Origin of the sequence: Bacillus sp. DWP3-1 (assembly GCF_049896565.1) — a bacterium.
Taxonomy (GTDB): Bacteria; Bacillota; Bacilli; order Bacillales; family Bacillaceae; genus Bacillus.
The window spans coordinates 265,768-286,031 of record NZ_JAFCUN010000007.1; the positions used below are offsets into that span (position 1 = coordinate 265,768).

General features: G+C 40.7%; 20 protein-coding genes, 17 tRNA genes and 1 rRNA gene. 7 read left to right on the top strand and 31 right to left on the bottom strand.

Going from position 1 to position 20,264, the window contains the following annotated elements; all coding sequences use genetic code 11:
- Window positions 1-158: 158 nt before the first annotated feature.
- The 4 genes from ACP7A0_RS16290 to queG form a co-directional block, all read right to left on the bottom strand.
- Window positions 159-866, bottom strand: coding sequence for a YrpD family protein (locus ACP7A0_RS16290; protein WP_106031644.1), 708 nt, complete (start codon window positions 864-866; stop codon window positions 159-161).
- Window positions 867-1,031: 165 nt separating this feature from the next.
- Window positions 1,032-1,505: a tRNA (uridine(34)/cytosine(34)/5-carboxymethylaminomethyluridine(34)-2'-O)-methyltransferase TrmL gene (gene trmL, locus ACP7A0_RS16295; protein WP_034282301.1), complete on the bottom strand. Its 474-nt coding sequence runs from the start codon at window positions 1,503-1,505 to the stop codon at window positions 1,032-1,034.
- A gap of 43 nt (window positions 1,506-1,548) precedes the next feature.
- Complete coding sequence (locus ACP7A0_RS16300; protein WP_106031608.1) at window positions 1,549-2,451, bottom strand: amidase domain-containing protein; 903 nt, start codon at window positions 2,449-2,451, stop codon at window positions 1,549-1,551.
- Between the two features lie 61 nt (window positions 2,452-2,512).
- On the bottom strand, window positions 2,513-3,661 hold the full coding sequence (gene queG, locus ACP7A0_RS16305) for a tRNA epoxyqueuosine(34) reductase QueG (RefSeq protein ID WP_060596035.1): 1,149 nt from the start codon (window positions 3,659-3,661) through the stop codon (window positions 2,513-2,515).
- 83 nt (window positions 3,662-3,744) lie between these two features.
- On the opposite strand from queG, the gene ACP7A0_RS16310 reads away from it, so the two are divergent.
- Window positions 3,745-4,341 carry a hypothetical protein gene (locus ACP7A0_RS16310; RefSeq protein WP_426005773.1) on the top strand — a complete coding sequence of 199 codons (597 nt, stop codon included), beginning with the start codon at window positions 3,745-3,747 and terminating at the stop codon, window positions 4,339-4,341.
- 98 nt (window positions 4,342-4,439) lie between these two features.
- Here the strand turns inward: ACP7A0_RS16310 and ACP7A0_RS16315 are convergent.
- The 7 genes from ACP7A0_RS16315 to ACP7A0_RS16345 all read right to left on the bottom strand — a co-directional run bounded on the left by ACP7A0_RS16315 (window position 4,440) and on the right by ACP7A0_RS16345 (window position 9,066).
- A tRNA-Gly gene (locus tag ACP7A0_RS16315) sits at window positions 4,440-4,513 on the bottom strand.
- 127 nt (window positions 4,514-4,640) lie between these two features.
- Window positions 4,641-5,297 carry a hypothetical protein gene (locus ACP7A0_RS16320; protein WP_375567135.1) on the bottom strand — a complete coding sequence of 219 codons (657 nt, stop codon included), beginning with the start codon at window positions 5,295-5,297 and terminating at the stop codon, window positions 4,641-4,643.
- Between the two features lie 83 nt (window positions 5,298-5,380).
- Window positions 5,381-5,662 carry a hypothetical protein gene (locus ACP7A0_RS16325; protein ID WP_060595836.1) on the bottom strand — a complete coding sequence of 94 codons (282 nt, stop codon included), beginning with the start codon at window positions 5,660-5,662 and terminating at the stop codon, window positions 5,381-5,383.
- Window positions 5,659-6,564, bottom strand: a complete 906-nt coding sequence (locus ACP7A0_RS16330; protein WP_060595835.1) for a PqqD family protein — start codon at window positions 6,562-6,564, stop codon at window positions 5,659-5,661. The genes ACP7A0_RS16325 and ACP7A0_RS16330 overlap by 4 nt, the downstream gene beginning before the upstream one ends.
- Window positions 6,548-8,014 carry a hypothetical protein gene (locus ACP7A0_RS16335; protein ID WP_060595834.1) on the bottom strand — a complete coding sequence of 489 codons (1,467 nt, stop codon included), beginning with the start codon at window positions 8,012-8,014 and terminating at the stop codon, window positions 6,548-6,550. The genes ACP7A0_RS16330 and ACP7A0_RS16335 overlap by 17 nt, the downstream gene beginning before the upstream one ends.
- On the bottom strand, window positions 7,992-8,738 hold the full coding sequence (locus tag ACP7A0_RS16340; protein WP_034663820.1) for an ABC transporter ATP-binding protein: 747 nt from the start codon (window positions 8,736-8,738) through the stop codon (window positions 7,992-7,994). Before ACP7A0_RS16340 ends, ACP7A0_RS16335 begins: the two co-directional genes overlap by 23 nt.
- Before the next feature lie 115 nt (window positions 8,739-8,853).
- Window positions 8,854-9,066, bottom strand: a complete 213-nt coding sequence (locus ACP7A0_RS16345; protein WP_003211695.1) for a hypothetical protein — start codon at window positions 9,064-9,066, stop codon at window positions 8,854-8,856.
- Window positions 9,067-9,924: 858 nt separating this feature from the next.
- On the opposite strand from ACP7A0_RS16345, the gene ACP7A0_RS16350 reads away from it, so the two are divergent.
- Window positions 9,925-11,220 (top strand): homocysteine synthase, encoded by a 1,296-nt coding sequence (locus ACP7A0_RS16350; RefSeq protein ID WP_060595833.1) that lies wholly within the window; start codon window positions 9,925-9,927, stop codon window positions 11,218-11,220.
- Window positions 11,221-11,261: 41 nt separating this feature from the next.
- On the opposite strand, the gene lepB is transcribed toward ACP7A0_RS16350, so the two are convergent.
- Together lepB and ACP7A0_RS16360 are read right to left on the bottom strand one after the other, a co-directional pair.
- Entirely contained in the window at window positions 11,262-11,828 is a 567-nt protein-coding gene (gene lepB, locus ACP7A0_RS16355) for a signal peptidase I (protein ID WP_060595832.1), read from the bottom strand.
- Between the two features lie 155 nt (window positions 11,829-11,983).
- Window positions 11,984-13,924 carry an LTA synthase family protein gene (locus tag ACP7A0_RS16360; RefSeq protein WP_034663829.1) on the bottom strand — a complete coding sequence of 647 codons (1,941 nt, stop codon included), beginning with the start codon at window positions 13,922-13,924 and terminating at the stop codon, window positions 11,984-11,986.
- Between the two features lie 535 nt (window positions 13,925-14,459).
- Between ACP7A0_RS16360 and ACP7A0_RS16365 the strand changes: the two genes are divergently transcribed.
- The 5 genes from ACP7A0_RS16365 to ACP7A0_RS16385 all read left to right on the top strand — a co-directional run bounded on the left by ACP7A0_RS16365 (window position 14,460) and on the right by ACP7A0_RS16385 (window position 17,239).
- Window positions 14,460-15,263: a DUF2262 domain-containing protein gene (locus ACP7A0_RS16365; protein WP_106031605.1), complete on the top strand. Its 804-nt coding sequence runs from the start codon at window positions 14,460-14,462 to the stop codon at window positions 15,261-15,263.
- A 17-nt stretch (window positions 15,264-15,280) separates the two neighbouring features.
- The gene (locus tag ACP7A0_RS16370) at window positions 15,281-15,970 is read left to right on the top strand and encodes a DUF1963 domain-containing protein (RefSeq protein WP_106031604.1); all 690 of its coding nucleotides are present in this window, start codon (window positions 15,281-15,283) and stop codon (window positions 15,968-15,970) included.
- Between the two features lie 65 nt (window positions 15,971-16,035).
- A complete protein-coding gene (locus ACP7A0_RS16375) occupies window positions 16,036-16,305 on the top strand; it encodes a hypothetical protein (protein WP_034663836.1) in 270 nt (89 codons plus the stop codon).
- A 128-nt stretch (window positions 16,306-16,433) separates the two neighbouring features.
- Window positions 16,434-16,625: a hypothetical protein gene (locus tag ACP7A0_RS16380; RefSeq protein WP_106031603.1), complete on the top strand. Its 192-nt coding sequence runs from the start codon at window positions 16,434-16,436 to the stop codon at window positions 16,623-16,625.
- 68 nt (window positions 16,626-16,693) lie between these two features.
- Window positions 16,694-17,239: a histidine phosphatase family protein gene (locus tag ACP7A0_RS16385; protein WP_106031602.1), complete on the top strand. Its 546-nt coding sequence runs from the start codon at window positions 16,694-16,696 to the stop codon at window positions 17,237-17,239.
- 34 nt (window positions 17,240-17,273) lie between these two features.
- On the opposite strand, the gene ACP7A0_RS16390 is transcribed toward ACP7A0_RS16385, so the two are convergent.
- From ACP7A0_RS16390 to rrf, 18 genes are all read right to left on the bottom strand, one after another.
- Window positions 17,274-17,978: a hypothetical protein gene (locus tag ACP7A0_RS16390; protein ID WP_106031601.1), complete on the bottom strand. Its 705-nt coding sequence runs from the start codon at window positions 17,976-17,978 to the stop codon at window positions 17,274-17,276.
- 513 nt (window positions 17,979-18,491) lie between these two features.
- Window positions 18,492-18,573: transfer RNA gene (locus ACP7A0_RS16395), tRNA-Leu, on the bottom strand.
- A 37-nt stretch (window positions 18,574-18,610) separates the two neighbouring features.
- Window positions 18,611-18,699: transfer RNA gene (locus ACP7A0_RS16400), tRNA-Leu, on the bottom strand.
- Between the two features lie 14 nt (window positions 18,700-18,713).
- Window positions 18,714-18,784: transfer RNA gene (locus ACP7A0_RS16405), tRNA-Cys, on the bottom strand.
- Between the two features lie 5 nt (window positions 18,785-18,789).
- Window positions 18,790-18,864, bottom strand: a tRNA-Gly gene (locus tag ACP7A0_RS16410).
- 7 nt (window positions 18,865-18,871) lie between these two features.
- Window positions 18,872-18,943: transfer RNA gene (locus tag ACP7A0_RS16415), tRNA-Gln, on the bottom strand.
- Window positions 18,944-18,952: 9 nt separating this feature from the next.
- Window positions 18,953-19,028: transfer RNA gene (locus tag ACP7A0_RS16420), tRNA-His, on the bottom strand.
- A 30-nt stretch (window positions 19,029-19,058) separates the two neighbouring features.
- Window positions 19,059-19,132: transfer RNA gene (locus ACP7A0_RS16425), tRNA-Trp, on the bottom strand.
- 13 nt (window positions 19,133-19,145) lie between these two features.
- Window positions 19,146-19,230, bottom strand: a tRNA-Tyr gene (locus ACP7A0_RS16430).
- A gap of 15 nt (window positions 19,231-19,245) precedes the next feature.
- Window positions 19,246-19,318, bottom strand: a tRNA-Thr gene (locus ACP7A0_RS16435).
- A 6-nt stretch (window positions 19,319-19,324) separates the two neighbouring features.
- A tRNA-Phe gene (locus ACP7A0_RS16440) sits at window positions 19,325-19,400 on the bottom strand.
- An 18-nt stretch (window positions 19,401-19,418) separates the two neighbouring features.
- Window positions 19,419-19,495, bottom strand: a tRNA-Asp gene (locus ACP7A0_RS16445).
- A 4-nt stretch (window positions 19,496-19,499) separates the two neighbouring features.
- Window positions 19,500-19,576 (bottom strand) — tRNA-Met (locus ACP7A0_RS16450).
- Window positions 19,577-19,591: 15 nt separating this feature from the next.
- Window positions 19,592-19,667 (bottom strand) — tRNA-Val (locus ACP7A0_RS16455).
- A 31-nt stretch (window positions 19,668-19,698) separates the two neighbouring features.
- Window positions 19,699-19,773 (bottom strand) — tRNA-Glu (locus tag ACP7A0_RS16460).
- A 17-nt stretch (window positions 19,774-19,790) separates the two neighbouring features.
- Window positions 19,791-19,881 (bottom strand) — tRNA-Ser (locus ACP7A0_RS16465).
- 4 nt (window positions 19,882-19,885) lie between these two features.
- Window positions 19,886-19,960, bottom strand: a tRNA-Asn gene (locus ACP7A0_RS16470).
- Between the two features lie 9 nt (window positions 19,961-19,969).
- A 5S ribosomal RNA gene (rrf, locus tag ACP7A0_RS16475) occupies window positions 19,970-20,085 on the bottom strand.
- Between the last annotated feature and the right edge of the window lie 179 nt (window positions 20,086-20,264).

Consider the following 20,264-nt stretch of genomic DNA (forward strand, 5'->3'; position numbering starts at 1 on the left):
GATAGAAACAAAGGGATAAGGGGGAAGCTTATATGAGAACGGTCATTATGATGGGCGTCATCATTACGTTTTTAGTATCCATTTTCACAGCTGGCTACGAAGGCAAGCCTGGTAAATGAAAAAAAGGATGTTCCATTAGCGGAACATCCTTTTTTCATTTAATTCGTTGTTTTTAGCACCTGCATATTCACTGTATTCCCTGATACATGAATGGACGTAAAGTCTTGCGTATCAATCACAGGTGTGACGGCACGACTGTCTAATGTGATGTCAGTAAAACGAGTAGAGAAGTTTGCCCGAATATCTTTCCGGTAGATATCGTCAGTCACTGCTACTGTCGACAGTAATTTCCACTTAGTCACAGAGCCAATGTTTGAGTTTTGAATTTCTGTGATGATACGCCCGGTATAACCAACATTATTTGTCCCCCAGAACGTCGCTCTTGTATGTCCATTCAAGTTTTTATAAATGGTCATTTGCACAGTACTTCCAGGCTTAAATCCATTTGTATACGTAAAATCATTTTTTCCTTCGATATATGTCTCTTGATTATTTGTTCCTACTTTCATCGTAGGTTTCCACACATTATAGGTTGGACTGTATTGAAGACCGATGTCTGCTTCTTTTAAACCTGTGAATCCAGAATAAATATAAGCTGTCCCATTTGACACACTCATTGCGGGAGGGAGTTGAATCTTTGTGACCAATATTGATCCATTGCTATTGATATAAGTACGCCCGCCGATACCTTTCGATAATTGCGCTGCTTCTATTTCCTGCGTCTGAGAGAGACCTGGGATACTGACTGGAATCGTCCCCATTAAAATAGCAGAGCTAATGGCACTAGTGATCAGTAGCTTTTTCATCTCATTTAATGGATTCATTATTTTTTGAAAACGCGATTACAATCTATCATACTACCTATTTTTTTACATGTGAAAAAAGTATAAAAAAAGTCGTATTTTCCTTCTTTATATTTCTTATCTCATATAAAAAAAGCCAAGATAGGTATCCCGGCTTTCATTATGACCTTAAATCAGATCTCGGTATTGCTGCTGGCGAAGTGCCTCATACACAAGAATTGCTGCCGTATTCGATAGATTCAGAGAACGAACATGCTCTGTCATCGGTAAACGAAGGCAGCGGTCCATATTCTGTTCGATCAAATCTTTCGGCAATCCACTTGTCTCTCTGCCAAAAACGAAGAAGTAGTCTTCATCTAACTGAGAGTAATCAAATGTCGTATGCGGCTTTTGGCCAAATTTTGTGATATAGAAGAATTGTCCCTTCGGATGAGCCTCAAACAATTCATCAAGCGAGTCATGATAGACCACATTGGCATATTTCCAATAATCGAGTCCTGCACGCTTCAGCATTTTGTCATCTGTCGAAAAACCAAGCGGACGAATCAGATGAAGAGTTGTATTTGTTGCTGCACATGTACGCGCAATATTTCCAGTATTAGCTGGAATCTCTGGTTGATATAAAACGACATGAAGTCCCAAAAAAGTTCACCTCTAATTTTCTTTTCCGCTCAACATTATACCATTAACTATCCTTCGCGGCATCGTCCAAAATGTGAAAAAACGTATAACGAATAGCAGGTGTATAGGCGGTCGAATCCTCATACGACCAATAACGCATACGGCTGTCATATGTCTGTGCATTCACAAGAGGCATTCCGCCTTTATCATGATCGACGACAATGGTTGTATGATTATACCTGCCATCTCCCTCAAAATCGTAGCAAATGACATCACCAATTTGAAGCTCCTGCGCTTCTTTGAGTTTCTTTGCTCTTAAACCCGCTTTTGAATTCGCTAAATAATTTTTCATCGAATGAGCCACCGTCCAGCTATAGCTCCACGTATGAGGACGCACCCACCAGCCAGATCCGCGGTTCGGATACCCTCTCGTTGGTGCATTCCCTGCTTTCAAGCATTGTGAAATAAAATTTGTGCAGTTATCTTCAAAATTTTTATAGGCGGGATTTCGTTTATTCCAGTACGTCTCCGCATATTGCACAGCTGCCCGCCGGTCATAGTGAAAGGCTCTCCCAAACTGTTCTTCGGTGTGAAAGCGCTCATCCACCTGCTCTTCCATTTGCCGTTTTTCTAGCATCATCCGATCTTTGACAAGCATGTCGTTGTAAAGGAACGCTTCTCTTTTTTCTACCTGCTCCTCTAAATAAAAAGAGTCGTCTGCATCCTTGCATACATAAGTGAGATGAGCGAGATACTGCACATGCTGAGCCCCGTCATCCTGAATCGATGAATCAAGAAGTTTTGCTTTGGCTTTCGCCTTGACAATCTCCACCTGTCTTCTAGCAAAAAGCTCTTTTTTCCGTTCAACTGCTTCCACATCAGACATGAGCTGCGGCTGTTTAATTGCACTCCCATTTAATAAATAACCAAGCCTGTCTTCTAATGTTTGCTCTAATAATTGTTTCACACAGACACCACCAAACTTTTTTTAAAATCTCTGTTTGGTTCATTCTATGTTCATAGGGATGTTATTTAGTATTTAAAGGTGTCTGTAAAAACTCAATCCCTTTGACAATTTCTTGTTTCGCTTCCTCATCACTTTCCCGCTCAAGAGCTTTTTCCAACTCTGGGAGCAGCTGCTCGTCGCCAATTTTCCCTATTGCCCAAGCAGCCGTGCCTCGAATAACAGGCCGTGGATCCTTGTGCATCAAATCAATCAACACTGGTAAGGCAGATGTATCTTTAAAGTGAGCAAGTGCCAAAATCGCATTTCGCTGAATCGGCTTTTTCCCCCGCCATGAACCTGAAACATGACCGTATTTTTCCTTAAACTCACGATTACTGATCGTAAGAAGCGGCTTTAAGAGCGGCTTCGCAATTTCAGGGTCCGGCTCCATTTCAGGATGCAAATGAAAGTCTTTTCCTTTATTGATCGGGCAGACGATTTGGCACGTATCACACCCATACAATCGATTTCCTATTTTCGAACGAAATTCGTCAGGCAAAAATCCTTTTGTCTGCGTTAAAAATGAAATACATCGTTGAGAATTCAGCTGTCCTGGATTCACAAGTGCACCAGTTGGGCACGAATCTACACATTTATTGCACGTTCCGCACTGGTCTTCAATTTTTTCATCCGGTTCAAATGGGACATTTGTGATCATTTCAGCCAAATACACATAAGATCCAAACTCCGGCGTGATAATCATACAGTTCTTTGCACTAAAACCTATGCCAGCGCGTTCCGCTACTGCACGATCAGACAGTTCCCCTGTATCCACCATTGATTTTGTCCGTATATCGATATGTTTGCTTCGCAAGAATTCCTCGAGCATATCGAGCTTTTTTTTCAGCACAACATGATAGTCCGTTCCCCAAGAAGCCCGGCAAAAGATCCCTCTTCTTGCATCCTTTGTACTTCGAGGAGCATCTTTCATTTTGGAAGGATACGCGAGCGCTATCGCAACAATTGATTTGGCCTTCGGAAGCAGCAAAGAAGGGTTTGTTCGTTTTTCGATGTCAGGCTCTTCAAAGCCTGACAAATACCCTAACGATTCATGTAAGATGAGGCGGTCCTTTAATGAATCAAATGTATCAGCACTTGCAAATCGGATTTTATCGACACCAATTTCTTTCGCATATTGAATCAATTCTTCTTTTAATTCTCCAACATGAATCACCTTGCAAACCTCCTTTCTTTGTTTCTTCTGTTGTTTTCAGTATAATACGAGTGTATCATGACCGATTGGAGTGAGTCACTGTGAAGATACATATGGAAATTTCTCATCCTGACAACCCGTCTATCCATGTTGGACAGATTGAATATTCGCATATTGAAGTTGATACATCCCCTCAAATGTTAAAAGGCCGACTACGCCTGTTTCAAGAATCTTTATTCTTTGAATACGAAGATAAAGTCTTAGAAGAAGTATCAGCAATCAAAGAATGGACGGATCTTTTAAAAGACGTTCCTTTCCTGCCAATTCTTGCTGATATCCAAAAGGAACAATTTATTGACTCGACCAATTCCGTACAGGATTTGTCGATATTTTTCTCTTTAAAATATTTCTTGCCCATCCTGACATTCGATGCTGATCGCATAGAAGAGCCGCTTTCACTAGCAAAACATGAGACTGGCCACATTGAATGGCAGGACGACGCGGGACTTAAGGGATTATTTTCTCATGCAAGTAAAGCACAAATTTCTCAAGACACAAAAAACATTCTGCAAATCATCCTCTTTCCGCCATCTATTTCCCGGGAAAAGAGTGAAGCTCTAATCCAATCCTTGACGAAGATGTTTGTACAAATACATGGTGGAGAAAGTAAATATGAACTTATTGAAAAAGCACTGTAGCTTGACAGTGCTTTTTCACATTATACTGACATAATAAAAAACGCAACACTTCGTTTATCTATGAAACGAAATACTGCGTTATAAACAAAATTATGTATTGGAGCGGGTGATGAGAATCGAACTCACGACATCAGCTTGGAAGGCTGAGGTTTTACCACTAAACTACACCCGCATCAATTTTTAAAAAGCAACGTCATCGCGTTGACTTTTATTATGTTACAACTTTCTTAACAATTCGTCAAGAGAATATGAAGATTTTTCGTCAAAAAACTTCATATTCTCCGTATATATTACGATAGTTATTTATCTAGCTGGATATAAAATAAGTATGCTTGTGACTTATTCTTCAGCGCTTGCTTTGGATTCTTCTCAATCACTTCAAGCATAGGTGAATTCCCGTCTTTCCCCATTGCCGCTGTATACGCAATCAATGCCTTCCCTCCAGAAGAGACTTTGACAGTTTCAGATTGTGCAGAAAAAACATAGTCACTTACTTTGAACGGGAAGCTTGATGTCGCTTTCGTCATCCCATCATTCTTTTTATCTGACCAAATACTAAATTGTGATTCATATGTATCTTTCTCATGCTTTAATTGCAAGAGCACATTCATCGTTTGGTCGCTTCCATCCTGATGTAAAGTAAAGGTTGCAGATGATGCTTCCTGATTAGCTAATCGACCATTTTTGTAATGACTCCCGATAAACGTAATACTCTTATCCTTCTTCGTTAATCCTTTTATTGTCAAAGCCACCATTTCATTAGTGGTTGATGCTTCTAGTAAGTTCTTTTCTTTTTTTGTTAGTTTCATTTGTTCGATGATTACTTGCTTCTTAGTAGCAGACTCCGTGTTTATTGTAGATACCATCTTCTCGGTTGTCGTGGTTTCTTCGGCCTTCTCGCCGCATCCTGCTAATAGAAAAACAGTGAATATAAGAACACTCCATTTTTTTAACATTGAGATCCCCTTTAATGTTGTTTTTCATTTTCTATTATACTAAAATTTGGTTGATTATACAAAAAAAGATTAGGAGGATTCTCCTAATCTTTTGCTTTTTTCTGCTTCATTGCTGATAAGAAAGCCACAATGAGAAAACTCGCGGCAAAAATCACAATCATATAAATAAAAAAGTTTGGCTTGATCTGAAAAGTAAATGCGGATGAACCTTCCATCTCAAAAGCGAGACTGTTAAATAATAAGGCATCATTCGTTTTTGATTGAAATAAATGATAGAACAATACACCAATTGTCAGCATCGGAAAGCCTAAAAATCCTAGAAAGCCACCAACAATAGCGCCTTGTTTCATCGCCTGTACGTTCATGATCGTTGTCCTCCCATTCCCCCAAGCAATAGCTGCTTCATAATGGATTTACCATCCCCCATAAATGGAAGAAGATAGAGTAATTGAATAAAATACGTGATTGAAAAAATAAAGAAACCTGTCGAAATTGGATTTTCTTTCAGAAATAATACGGTCACAATGATCCCTGCTGCCCCGATCACACCCGGGACAAGCGGCCCAAGCAGAGTAATCCATACTTGCTTTTTCTGAAACGGATCTAATACAGGTCTCACAAATTTCACAGACATCATATCACTCGCAAAAAAGCCTTGAGGACCATCCCGTCCCGCAAATTTCCGATGCGCATAGCCGTGTGCTGCCTCATGTAAGGCGGTCCCGGTAATTAATCCAAAATAAATAATAGTAAAATAAATCGCAATGGCTGCAATCGACTGATCAGGAATGAATAAAAAAGCGATCCCTGCCATGACCATAAAAAGCATCCAGAAAAAGATGATTTTACGCGTCACCATGAGCAAAGCCGTCCCCAAAATGTGCAGGAACGAGTGACCAGTGCAATCAAATCGTTCCTTCATTTTCACTTGATACTGTTTGAAAAATTGACAACAGGCTGTCACAATCCGATATGGTGATTGATAATGAATAGACAGCAAGTGATGCTGATTTAACCCCATTATCAGTTGATAAAAGTCACGAGAAATCACAGATTCATCGACCTGAAACAAATCGGCGAGCTCTGCGGTAATACTTGCTTCTGTCCTTTTGCCATCTACTTTCGTTAACATATGATAGGCACTTTCATTAATCGGGAGTGTGCTTCCATACTGCGTATCAGTGAGATGCCTCTTTTGTAAGGTCACATACGGCGCGAGTGCCGGTACCCGCTCAATCTTTAGCTTATTGTTAAGAAGTTGAATCATGTGAATACCTCCATGAAAAACCTTTGTATATGGCAAAGATGAGCAGACCTTCAAATGCAGCTACAAGCAGCCACTGAAGTGTTTGACTCGACTCCCCTATGACATAGTTTCCAATAAAAACAATCGGAATCATGAGTAAAATAAGTGCTCCAAATGAAAAAATACCTGTGTAGGGATTGTTTCGGTCAAGCGGAAGTAAAATACCTACCACATAAAAAAGCGCAGTGGCATTGCATAAAACAGCAGCCCCAATCAATACGTTCCAAATCTGATCAGGAAGCGTCAGCGTTGTCAGCATGAATAACGCAATTTGCAGTATACCAACAAGCAAAAGCCCGATAAACTTATACAGAGCCACTTCCCACGATCTTAGACCAAATGTTTTGTACATCCCCAGCATTCGTTTATCATTGCCAAATGAATTGAAGGCGGTTAATCCAGCAAGAGCGCAGAGAACAAAAAACGCTTCTTCTTCAAAGCGGAATCCAAACTGATAACGGACGAATAAGATCACAATGAGGAGAATGAGAAAGTTTAAAATGTTTTCTTCATTTCGCACCTGTGATTTCATTTCCTTTACAATAAGTGACCATTTTTTTGAAGAAGAGAACGGCAGTTTGTTTAAAAAGGTTAACGCTTTTTTCTCTGCCATAATTGGCATCATCGCAAGAGAAAGAAATGCGCCGCCCGCCGATAAAAGGATGAACAGGATCAAGATTGCATAATTTACCCCTTCAGGAGACATTCCTTGAGCCGCTAAGAAAAACGGTGCTGTAAAATACATCAAATGATAATCAAACTGTATATATGATTGCTGAATTTGACTGATATCAAAATGCGTCATTCCATACGCCACAACCAGTGCTAATAAAACAAAGATCGCTGCAAATTTTTGCAACGGTAATTTTAATTTCAGAACGACCAAATAGGTAATATTATAAATGAGTTGCAGAAGCATTAAGACAAAAAGCGATTGCAAAATCACCATTAAAAAGAACGTAAAGATAAAGAAAATACCTATTCCCTGGGCAATAAAGTTAGGTAAAAGCAGGATACCGATAAAAAATAACACAAGTCCTGCCACCACTGTCACCATCGGAATAAAGTATCCAAGGCTTTTCTGAAAGGTAGAAAGCGGGAACCAGCTGAGCTGCATAGAAAAACGGTCTTGCTCAGGCGTTCTGACCTTGATCAAAATGAATAACAAGCTTGTAAATATGGATGCATTGATCGCCATTGACACAACGAGTAATCCAAGTGAACGTTCATCTCCATTTAAGAAAGCCTTCATAAAGACACCCGTAAAACTGTATCCGATGATGGCGCCCATTGTGACGGCAAACAAAAAGAATAAGATCACAATGATCCGCTTCGTCTGAGTATCAAAGAGCTTATACATCTCCTGCTGCCACATTTTAAGCATCATTCTAGAAATGATTAATGATTTCATCAAAATGTGCACCCCTATCACTTAACATTGAAGCTTTCAGAAACACCTGTTCCAATGTGCTTGATTGATACTTCTCCTTTAAGGCTGAGACCGTTCCTTCATCCATTTTATTTCCCTTAGAAATAATGGCGATTTTGTGGCACAGCTCTTCCGCTGAAAGCATATCATGCGTTGAAAGCAAGATCGCACCATGGTGCTCGGCATAACGCTTCATCAGTTTCTTTGTGTTTATAACCGCTTCAATATCAAGTCCTCTAAAGGGCTCATCCATGATCACCAATTGACTATCAAGCATAAAGGCGGCAATCAGCTGTGTCTTTTTTTTCATACCATGTGAATAGGTTTCGATCGGTCTTGATAAAGCCGAGTCCATATCAAACAGTTCAATTAGTTGATTTCTTCTATGAATTGTTTTACATTCATACATAGAAGAAACAAAATCTAAATATTCAGCACCAGTCAAAGCTTCAGGGAGTAGCAGATCATCTGGAACATAGGCTACTTGTTTTTTAAAGGATGGTTCGTCATTTGTGACGTCCTGCAAGAGAATCGTTCCTTCTGTATGCTTAATGATGCCGAGTATACAGTTAATCATCGTTGTTTTACCGGAACCATTCGGTCCAGCAACAGCAACGATTTGATGAGGGTCGATCTGTAGATGAAAATCATTGACAGCAGTCACGTTATTTTTATACGTCTTAGTTAAATTCTCGATCGTAAACATATAACCTCCAAGTGTCTGCATATTCTTTAAAAACAGATCAGGCTAAACCGCCCGCCACAGACGGTTTAGCCCTGGTGTCATTTCATAGAAGTAAAAAGATGAATCCTAAGTATAGCTACTTACATTCAATTTGGACTTTTAAGCCACTTTCCCACTGAACGGCTCCTGTAAAGCTACCCTTGCCGTTTGCTAAACACCAAACTGCTGCTCCTAGAACAACTGTTGCTCCCAATCCAAGAAGGACAGCAACAAATACTAAGAACCAAGCTTGGTCCATAATAGCAGGTTCCATAGTGGAATAGTCAACTTGCGGCGCTGCATAAGTCATACTTTTCACCTCCCAGCTTATGATGATCGTATCATAGGCGTCACTCTCCAAACATCAACAGAAGATCCCATTTTTGACCGAACATACTTTTGGGTAAAATGTGACTTTTTATTCAATTATTCAATTTTAAGTGTATAACCCCTCTCTTATTAACTAGGTTTTTTCACTCCATAAGAACCACCAAACCCATATAATGGCAATTAAACCCTCTTTTTTCTTCTTTTTTTGAAATAGGCCATTTTTATCATCTCCTTTATATATTCTTTCTTTTTTGTGAGATAGAAAGAATTCCCCCGATATATCAGATATAAAAGTCCTGATTATATGTCGTTATAACTCCATTTATGAAATATTTACTGATAATTCCGACAAAAAAGTGAGCATATTTTCCTTCTTCTCTTGTCACTTAAAATATGTATATACAAGAGAGATCATTGGGAAAAAAGCCCTTGCCTTCTTGAGTAACATCCAACATATGACACGCTCCTTTCTATGAAAAAGCAACCTACAGCATAGGCTTTCCCCATGATTCCACCAGCTGGCATTCTTTGTGCTTCAAATTAGATTAATCGCTTATAGAATTCATCTAAAACGATGGCGAGCATGATCTTTTCAAACAACACTTGAATGATTTGCTGCTTTCTAAAAAAACTGATCCGCACTCTCTAAGGAAACAATCTCTCTTTTCACCAACATATACACCCTTCCAATTGAAATAAAAAAGTTCATCAACTTTATTGATTATTTTTTCAGATTTATCTAAAAAATGATTGACCAGGCATGAAACAAGATTTATAGTCTTATTAAATATTTCTTATCAAAGTAGTTGGTTTTATCTAACAAAAGGAGGATACACACATGTCAGAAGAACGTCCATTCCGTTTAGAAACAAAAGCCATTCACGCAGGTCAGGAGCTTGATTCAGCAACCTATTCAAGAGCCGTGCCTATTTACCAAACAAGCTCTTTCGGTTTTAGAGATAGTGAGCATGCGGCGAATTTATTTGGACTGCAGGAACCCGGAAATATTTATTCTCGCATTATGAACCCTACAAATGACGTCTTTGAAAAACGGATCGCTGAGCTTGAGGGCGGCATTGGTGCACTTGCTGTCTCTTCTGGACAAGCAGCGACAACTTATTCTATTTTAAACATTGCAGGAGCTGGTGACGAAATTGTATCCTCCAGCAGCCTTTATGGAGGCACGTACAATTTATTTGCCCATACACTCAAAAAGCTCGGCATTACAGTGAAATTTGTTGATTCATCCAACTTGGAAGAACTCGAAGCAGCGATTACAGACAAAACGAAGGCAGTGTATGCAGAAAGCATTGGGAATCCTAAAGGCGACATTCTACATATTGAAGCCGTCTCAGCCATTGCACACAAGCACCATATTCCGCTTATTGTGGACAATACGCTCGCAAGCCCCTATTTATTAAGACCGATCGAGTTTGGTGCAGACATTGTCGTCCATTCCGCTACGAAATTCATTGGCGGTCATGGTACATCAATCGGCGGTGTCATTGTCGATAGCGGCCAGTTTCCTTGGGCTGACAGTGATAAGTTCAAAGGGCTGACTGAACCAGATCCAAGTTACCACGGCCTGACGTATACCGAAGCAATTGGAGAAGCCGCTTATATCACAAAAGCACGTGTGCAGCTCTTACGGGATTTAGGAGCAGCCTTGTCACCTTTCAACTCATTTTTACTTCTGCAAGGCCTAGAAACTTTGCATTTGCGTCTCGAGCGTCATAGTGAAAATGCGTTAAAAACAGCGCAATTTTTACAAGATCACCCTCTTGTAGATTGGGTAAGCTACCCAGGTCTTGAAAGCCATGAATCTTATGAGCTTGCTCAAACCTATTTGCCAAAAGGACAAGGCGCCATTCTCACATTCGGTATTAAAGGTGGGCGAGCTGCTGGTAAAAAGCTCATTGATTCCGTTAAGCTTTTCTCACACCTCGCAAATGTCGGCGATTCTAAATCACTGATCATTCATCCTGCCAGCACAACACATCAACAATTAAGTGAAGCAGAACAAAAAGCGACAGGCGTCACACCAGAACTCATTCGTTTATCTGTTGGAACAGAAGCGATTGAAGACATCCTTGCAGATCTTGAACAGGCGATCACAAAAAGCCATGCTGAATGAAATAGAAAAAGCACACCTCTGTGTGCTTTTTTTATGAGTCATTAATCATTGAGAAGTCGAATGTCTTGGAAAGGGTAAAACACAAATGAAGTGGTTCCTTGAATATCACTCTTTGTAAAAAGACCTAAGCCATTGCGGCTGTCCATTGAGTTTTGACGATTGTCACCCATGACAAAATACTTTCCTTTTGGAACAGTAAGAGGACCAAAATCAGGTGTCAGCAAGGTCCCATCTGCGGCTGCTTTCTTTTTGTTTGACGCTAAGTAAGGCTCCGCCACTTTTTGTCCATTGACATATAGCTGGTCATTTTTCATTTCAATTTTATCACCGGGTAAACCAATTAATCGTTTTACATAATGAGTGCTGCGATCTTCCCCATCAAGAACAATGATCTGTCCCCGTTTGTAATCGCCGAAGTAATCAACCGTTTTATTCACAAAAACCCGCTCTGTATTATGCAATGTTGGATCCATAGAGGTCCCTTTTACAATATACGGTGCGAATAAAAAGTTACGAATGATAAAAACAGCGATGAATGCGATTAAGATCGCTTTGAGCCAGCCCCATACTTCTGATTTCTTTTTTTGTGTTTTTGTATTTGTTGTCATAAGCTCCTCCTGAAATCCCCTAGGACGAAATGAGTTCCGCCAGCTGCACGCCAGCATCACGCTTGTATCACCCTAAATATAAACATATTTTGCCAACAAATCAAGCGGTGAGAGAGAAAAAGGCAAGCACCCTTCTGTGCTTGCCCAAAACTCAGTTACTTAGCAGAAGAATCCTCTTCTTTTTCTTTTGATTTACCATAGAAATAATCAGATGGATTCACTGGTTTAAAGTCAGACAGCTTATGGAATCGAAGAAGATCCCTATAAAGCACTTTATCTGAAAGGCTTAACTGATTATCGACACGGGCTTTAATCGCCTCTGTCTTTTTATTTTGTTTCACAACTTTACCTGTTTTTGTATCGTAGACAGTGTTATCTACGAGTGTATATTTTGGTGTCACATAGTTTCCGTTACGGAATGCAACAGTTTGATCATGCTTCTTAGAGAATAGATCTGTTCCAAAATTCACATACTCATTTGAATCAATACCTTGTAAGTGAAGAAGCGTAGGCATCACGTCTACTTCACCACCATACGTATGGTTCACGCCGCCCTGTTTGCCAGGAATACGAATCATGAGTGGTACACGCTGGTTTTGTGCGTTTTGATAAGGTGTAATTTCTTTCCCTTGAATTTCGCTCATTGCACGGTTATGGTTTTCAGAAATACCGTTGTGATCACCATATAATAAAATGACCGAGTCTTTATACATACCTGATTTTTTCAAGTCTTTAAAGAATTGCTCTAATGACTCATCTAGATATCTTGCTGTTTGGAAGTAGTTATCTACTGTTTTGTCACCAGTTGTTGCCTTAGCAATTGTCGCATCTTTTTCATCTAAATTAAATGGATAGTGATTAGTCAATGTCATTAAATGTGCATAAAATGGCTTTTTCATTGATTCTAGCATCGGGATTGATTCTTTGAAGAATGGTTTATCCTTCAGACCCATATTCACAAGATTTTCTTCATCCATGTTGTAATATGAAGCATCGAAGAATTGATCATATCCCATATGCTTATAAATCGTGTCACGGTTCCAGAAAGATTTATAGTCCCCGTGAAGCACTGCGCTCGTATAGCCTGCTTTTTGATCTAGGATGGCAGGGAGTGATTGGTAAGTATTTTCACCTTTTGTCACAAACGCTGCTCCCTCTGGCAAGCCGAACATACTATTATCCATCATTAGCTCAGCATCAGCTGTCTTTCCTTGACCTGTCTGATGGAAGAAGTTGTCGAAATACGTAAAATCCTCTTTACCATGAGCTAGTTTGTTTAAAAACGGCGTCACTTCTTCTCCATTTAGTTTGTAGTCAATTAAGAAAGACTGGAAGCTTTCTAAATGGATTTTAATGATGTTTTTCCCTTTTGCTTTACCAAAATACTCTGCGTTTGGCTTCGCATAGTGAGAAGCCGTATAGTTTACAACATCCGTTAAATCTTCACTGCTCGCATTTGCTACCTGTGTTGCATTTTGTGCTGATTGTACTCCGTCATAAATCGTATAATTATAAACACCTAAGTATTTGACAACATACTTGTGATCAAATGTTCTTGTTAATAATTCTGGACGGTCCTTTTCAGCTAAATGAAGGTTTACAAAAAACAGTCCTACACCTGCAGCCACAATCAGCAGTGCAAATGTCTTTTTCATTTGGAATTTCTTCACTTCTGGTCTCCAAATCACAATCGCAATCAAGATAATGATATCAAGGAAATACAAAAGGTCATGCGGCTTAATACTAGATAATACGCCGCCAGTCATGCCTCCTCCAAGATTGCCTGCTTGCTTCATTGTGGAGAAAGTCAAAAAGTCATCAAAGAAACGGTAGTACGCTACATTCGCATATAAAAGTGCGGTCATAATAAAGTCAATAACAATTAAAACAATGGCAGATTTACGACCCTTCAAAAAGAGAGCCAGTCCCAAAAACACAATGGCTGAACTAAATGGATTTAATAAGAGAAGCCCCTCTTGAAAAGAACCTTTCACTCCTAAATTAAAGTCCATTTTGTAGGCAGCGTACGATTTCGCCCAAAATAAAAGGACAGCCAATACAAAAAAGCTATATTTGTTCGCAAATATTTTTTTCATAAAACCTCTTCTTTCTTAGTTATCGTTCTGATTTAAATGAAATCATAAAAAATTTACATTGATTTTGCAAATGTAAATCTTCTTCACCAAGCATTCCGATGCTCTGTTTCCGCCGGATATATGTGCTCCTTTAATATAACGTATGAGAAGCTTCAAAGGTTTCAAAAAAAATACGAGTAAATAAAAGGAAAAATATCCATTTACACTTCATTTACACACACTTCATGTTTTAGTGGATGAAGAAGGGTTTGTAAATCACTCAGTACTACTTTACTTTTTTCATCTATTCGTGTCAAAGTAATTATAAAGAAAAGGAAGAATCACCTAGGCCTTTCGACTCTTTCACCTAAATTTATACAAAATTCGATACATAATCCATTTGTTTTTTATTGTGACTCACCCTCCAGCAATCCATGTATTTTCTCTCCCTCTGTCAATCTAAAAAAGTTTTAAGCAAAAAAAAGCTTGATTTCTCCTCCTGATGTGCGGTGTGATAAAGATATAGATTTTCAAAAAGCAGGCTGGAGGACATCACATGAAGAATAACAAACAAATAAGCGCATTTAAAGAAAGATTTTCAGAAGAAATAGATCACATCATTGCTGTCACAGGACCTTCAGGAGTAGGCGCAGGAAAAACCGGACAGGAATCTCTTTGGACCGCTTCTATTCCACTGATTGCATGGAAGGAAAAAGACCTCATCACAACCGAAAACATAAGGCTCTGCTGGTTAACAGATGAAGAGGGCTTGCGGGAAAAGCAGGCACAATTACATAAAGAATCAATCGTGACACTTCAGGTCCGAAAAGGTGAAGGTGAGTTCATGCTTGTATCACTCATCGATACAGATACACAGGATCAAGAGCTTCAAGAGATACGAGAAGAAGCTCAAAAACCTGTCTTTTACCATGATGACATGCTGGGCACCTTTGAATTAGTGAAAGGACTAGACTTATTTGAAACAACGATCCAATGGAGCAATCAAGATTGCCTGCTCTACTTCAACCTCGAAGAAGATGAAAAAGTAAACGACTCTCTTCGAACCGCTAGACAACTCATGGAAGAGCAGACCACATGGAACTCTTCCATTAAATCATTTGCAGCAAATCAACTGATTGAACTAGCTAAAGACTGGCAGGCACAAGATGACTCCGCTGAAAAACAAGAAGAGCTCACACTGGATCAATTTATGAGCCGCATCTCACTCGAAAGCCTTCATGCTTACCCAGATGGAGAGTTTGAAGTGTACTGTCATGACGGTGATTTATTTTGGGGACATGTCATCATTGTCTCAGGCAATATCAATGGCACGTTTCAAGATGCCCACATTGCTGGCTAAAGATTGAGGGATAAGTAATGGAGATAAAGGCTTTTCACGAATTAGAACAACTAGGAAAAACACCCATCGTGGCTAAGATTGGCGGTTTTCGTCCTGATCCAGCAGCACACAGCTGGTTTGCCGGTCATTTCTTCATCCACCCCGATCAAGGCTGGCCAGCAGATCAAGATGGTGTCATGATTCCGATCTTACAAATTTATTTACCTGAAGTGCCAGGAGGAATGAACGGATTCAATGAATGTAAGATGATTCAAATCTTTCTTAATCAGAAAGCACTTCCGATTGATATCACCAAAAACGGCGAAGGCTGGAAGCTTATTGAATACGCAACTATGGAAGGATTCGAAGTAGTTGAGACTCCAGAAGAAGTGAGAGGACTCAAACCCTTTCAAATTCAATGGAATGAAAGTGAGCAAAAGGACTTCCCTTGCTGGGAAAAAGCGTGGTCATATGTTGATTTATCAGAAGTAAATGAAAGTGAGGAAGCGACAGAACACTTCTTTAAGCAATACACAAATTATTCATTCACAAAAATCGATGGATATGGCGCATATATTCAATCCCCACCCCGTCATCAACCAGGAGAATTCATGCTGCAAATCGCCCCAGAAGAAAAACCTCGGTTTATGATTGGTGATAACGGCACGATGTATTTCTATTACGACAAAGACAAAAAAGAATGGTTGATGCACTGGGATTGTTTTTAAAGGTTTATTGAATGAAACCTTTCCTTCTTCTAAGCGTAGGAAATAATATGGGGGGAGGAAGCAAAATGGGATTCATTTTCGATATCTTTTCACTTGCTGTGTATATCCCTTTTCTACAGGTAGATGAAGAGGATATCTCTAGAAATGCAGCGCATCTCAAAAAATTCAGCTGGTTTCACACGTTATTAAATGATCCAACTTTCAGGAATCTCATCATTTATCATCCAGATGTCAGACAAGTCATTGGCAGATGTAACACGGATAAACTCCATCACAAGCGATATAACTTAAAATGCGAACGTAAAGTGCTGAAAGCATTACGTCGTGCTATGTAAATGTACAAAAAGAGCTGCACTTTCCTGTGGCTCTTTTCATCGTTCTCTAAGAAAACATTTGACGCCTGGACAACTCTCCCCGTATATTATGTATAAATCCATCTTTTTCATAGAAAAGGGGGCTTTACATGCGCTTGTTTAAGTACTGGAGAAAAAAGCAGCCTAAACAGCAGGTCACTTCAGAAAAGCAAGAAGGCAGCATCCCAATCAACTTCTCCACACTTCCCTTTGGCACAGACACCGTAGACGATTTTTTGTTCAACTTAGACCTAACCTCGAAGCTAACAGATCCCTATAAAGAAACAGATCCGAACAAATGAACCTAGACCTTCATGAATCCTCATCCAATCCTGGATGATTTTTTTATACTCGATGAGAGGTGTGCCCCATGAAAACATATTATATCGTCAGACATTGCCAAGCAAATGGACAATCCGAGGATGCGTCTTTAACGCCTCAAGGCATCGCACAATCTCACGAACTAGCACAGTTCTTTTCCGGTATCCACCTCAATCAGATCATCTCAAGTCCTTATAAACGAGCGATCCAAACCACTGAGCCCCTTGCTCATGTGAAACAGCTCGAGGTACAAATTGATCAGCGTCTTTCTGAACGTGTGTTAAGCAGCAAACCAATGGACGATTGGTATGAGAAACTAAAGCTCAGTTTTTCGGACTTACATATGACCTGTGAAGGCGGAGAATCGAGCCAAGAAGCGATGAACCGTATTGTAGAGGCACTCTATGAACAAATAAAATTAGGAAAAGATCATACCTTATTCGCCACACATGGCAATATTATGAGCCTGCTTCTAAAACACGCCGATCCCACGATTGGATTCAAGGAGTGGGATCAGCTAAGCAATCCAGATGTCTATGTTCTGCAATATTTTAGACCAGATCATGTAGAAATAGAGCGAATATGGCATAAGTAAAAAAACGGCAGAATGAATTCTGCCGTTTCCTCATCTATTGATGATAATAAAATGCCTCTACCCACTCATAGGGCTTCTTACGCTCCGCACACCATTTCATAAAGCCTCTTGTCTCCGTCTGCTGAAATTCCTTCCAATCCGATAAAAGCTGGTTATAGTAGACCGAATGTTTTTCAACATTGGTACGAATCCTCTTATCTTCAATCAGTGTCATGACATCTTCAATGCCCTGAATTCGCTCTTCATCTTTCTCATAGGTGCTTAAATAAAGATCTTCATGTATATGATGAAACGAATACCATAAGGCCGATAGATAGGTTTCACAAATTTGAACTATCACACGCTGCTCCTTGCTGCCTCCAAGCTCTAGTGCCTTCAATAAGTAAGGCAGCCCTTCTCCCTGATGCACGAACAAGCCTTGCCAGCGATATGGTCTCACATCCATTGGATCAACATTCTCCCACTCTTGCAGAACGGGCTGAATCACCTCATTTACCAATGGAAACACAAGCAAATGATGACCATCCTCAAACCGTTCAATCCACTCAAACAGCCAAGCAACAAATACACGCTTTGCTTCAACCTCGTTCTCCTTCATCTCCGCAATAAAGGACTGAAGAACTTTAAGCGCATCTTTACGCAGACCCTGCTCTTTTCTCTCACAGTACTGTCTAAAAAGCGGATAATCTCGTGATCCCTCGTCTTCAATGATGGTCTGTAATATCGTCTTCGTTTGCAAGATAACAACTCCGCCCCTCTAAATTCATTCTATTTATCTCCTATAGCCAATTGTAACGTCCACATGAAACAGTACAAAGATGAGAAGCTCTTATTTATTGAAACAAAACTAGATTCCTTAACGTTGATTCACCCAATCTATATAACGCTTTTGAATCACTTTTTTGATTTTATCGTAGTTCTCCCAACGATCTTCAACATAATACACGCTTTCAGCTGCTGAGAATGTCTCCCCGTAGTCATCTAAACACAAGCCATGTTCAAAATCGAGATAATCCTAGGCGAATTCATTTCCTTCAGCATTTAGCATATTCTATTGGTCCTTCTTATTTCAAGGGAGGCAGCTACACGATCTGCTTGATAAGAGTGGTATAACGCCTAACTGCTGTTGCAAAATTTTCTAATAAGTTTATATTTTCATCTAAATAACTCGTTTTAACCACAAAAAAACGTTTCACCATTGTGGTGAAACGTTAGGTTGACGGTAAAAACCGATCATGAAACTTTTAATAGATACCGGTGGCCGGGGTCGAACCGGCACTCCGTGAGGAACACGATTTTGAGTCGTGCGCGTCTGCCAATTCCGCCACACCGGCATGATCATTAAAGAGCGCAACTTATGATAAAAAATAATGGTGCCGAGGGCCGGACTTGAACCGGCACGGTAGTCACCTACCGCAGGATTTTAAGTCCTGTGTGTCTGCCAATTCCACCACCCCGGCAGTCTTTTCAAAAAAGGCGACACCCGGATTTGAACCGGGGATAAAGGTTTTGCAGACCTCTGCCTTACCACTTGGCTATGCCGCCATTATTGGAGCGGAAGACGGGATTCGAACCCGCGACCCCCACCTTGGCAAGGTGGTGTTCTACCACTGAACTACTTCCGCAAATCAACTGGGCTAGCTGGATTCGAACCAACGCATGACGGAGTCAAAGTCCGTTGCCTTACCGCTTGGCTATAGCCCAATAATAAAATGGGGCGATTGATGGGAATCGAACCCACGAGTGCCAGAGCCACAATCTGGTGCGTTAACCACTTCGCCACAACCGCCATAGATGTTATGAATCATATTAAGAAAATTGGCAGGGGCAGTAGGAATCGAACCCACACCGGAGGTTTTGGAGACCTCTGTTCTACCTTTAAACTATGCCCCTATGAAAACAAAAATGGTGGAGGGGGGCGGATTCGAACCGCCGAACCCGGAGGGAGCGGATTTACAGTCCGCCGCGTTTAGCCACTTCGCTACCCCTCCACATTTGAAAAACAGTGCCGGCAAGAGGACTTGAACCCCCAACCTACTGATTACAAGTCAGTTGCTCTACCAATTGAGCTACACCGGCAAATAGTGGTGGCTCGGGACGGAATCGAACCGCCGACACACGGATTTTCAGTCCGTTGCTCTACCAACTGAGCTACCGAGCCAAGTATTCTTTTTAAAAATGGCGGTCCGGACGGGACTCGAACCCGCGACCTCCTGCGTGACAGGCAGGCATTCTAACCAACTGAACTACCGGACCATTTTGGTTGCGGGGGCAGGATTTGAACCTGCGACCTTCGGGTTATGAGCCCGACGAGCTACCGAACTGCTCCACCCCGCGACGATATAAAAGATATGGTGGAGGATGACGGGCTCGAACCGCCGACCCTCTGCTTGTAAGGCAGATGCTCTCCCAGCTGAGCTAATCCTCCGAATAAAAATACTGGTGTATATTCTATAAAATGGTGACCCGTACGGGATTCGAACCCGTGTTACCGCCGTGAAAGGGCGGTGTCTTAACCGCTTGACCAACGGGCCCTTTATTATGTAAATTGTGGCGGAGAGCAAGGGATTCGAACCCTTGAGACGGGGTTACCGCCTACACGATTTCCAATCGTGCTCCTTCGGCCACTCGGACAGCTCTCCAAATTGGCTCCGCAGGTAGGATTCGAACCTACGACCGATCGGTTAACAGCCGATAGCTCTACCACTGAGCTACTGCGGAATGAAGAAAGCCTGGCGATGTCCTACTCTCACAGGGGGAGACCCCCAACTACAATCGGCGCTGAAGAGCTTAACTTCCGTGTTCGGCATGGGAACGGGTGTGACCTCTTCGCCATCATCACCAGACAATTTAGTGACAAAAGATATTATACTATGTATTGAAAATAAATCAAGAGATATTTTAAAAATGTTCTCTCAAAACTAGATAACAATGTTCATGCTTCACATTAGAATATAGGTTAAGTCCTCGATCTATTAGTATCTGTCAGCTCCACGTGTCACCACGCTTCCACCTCAGACCTATC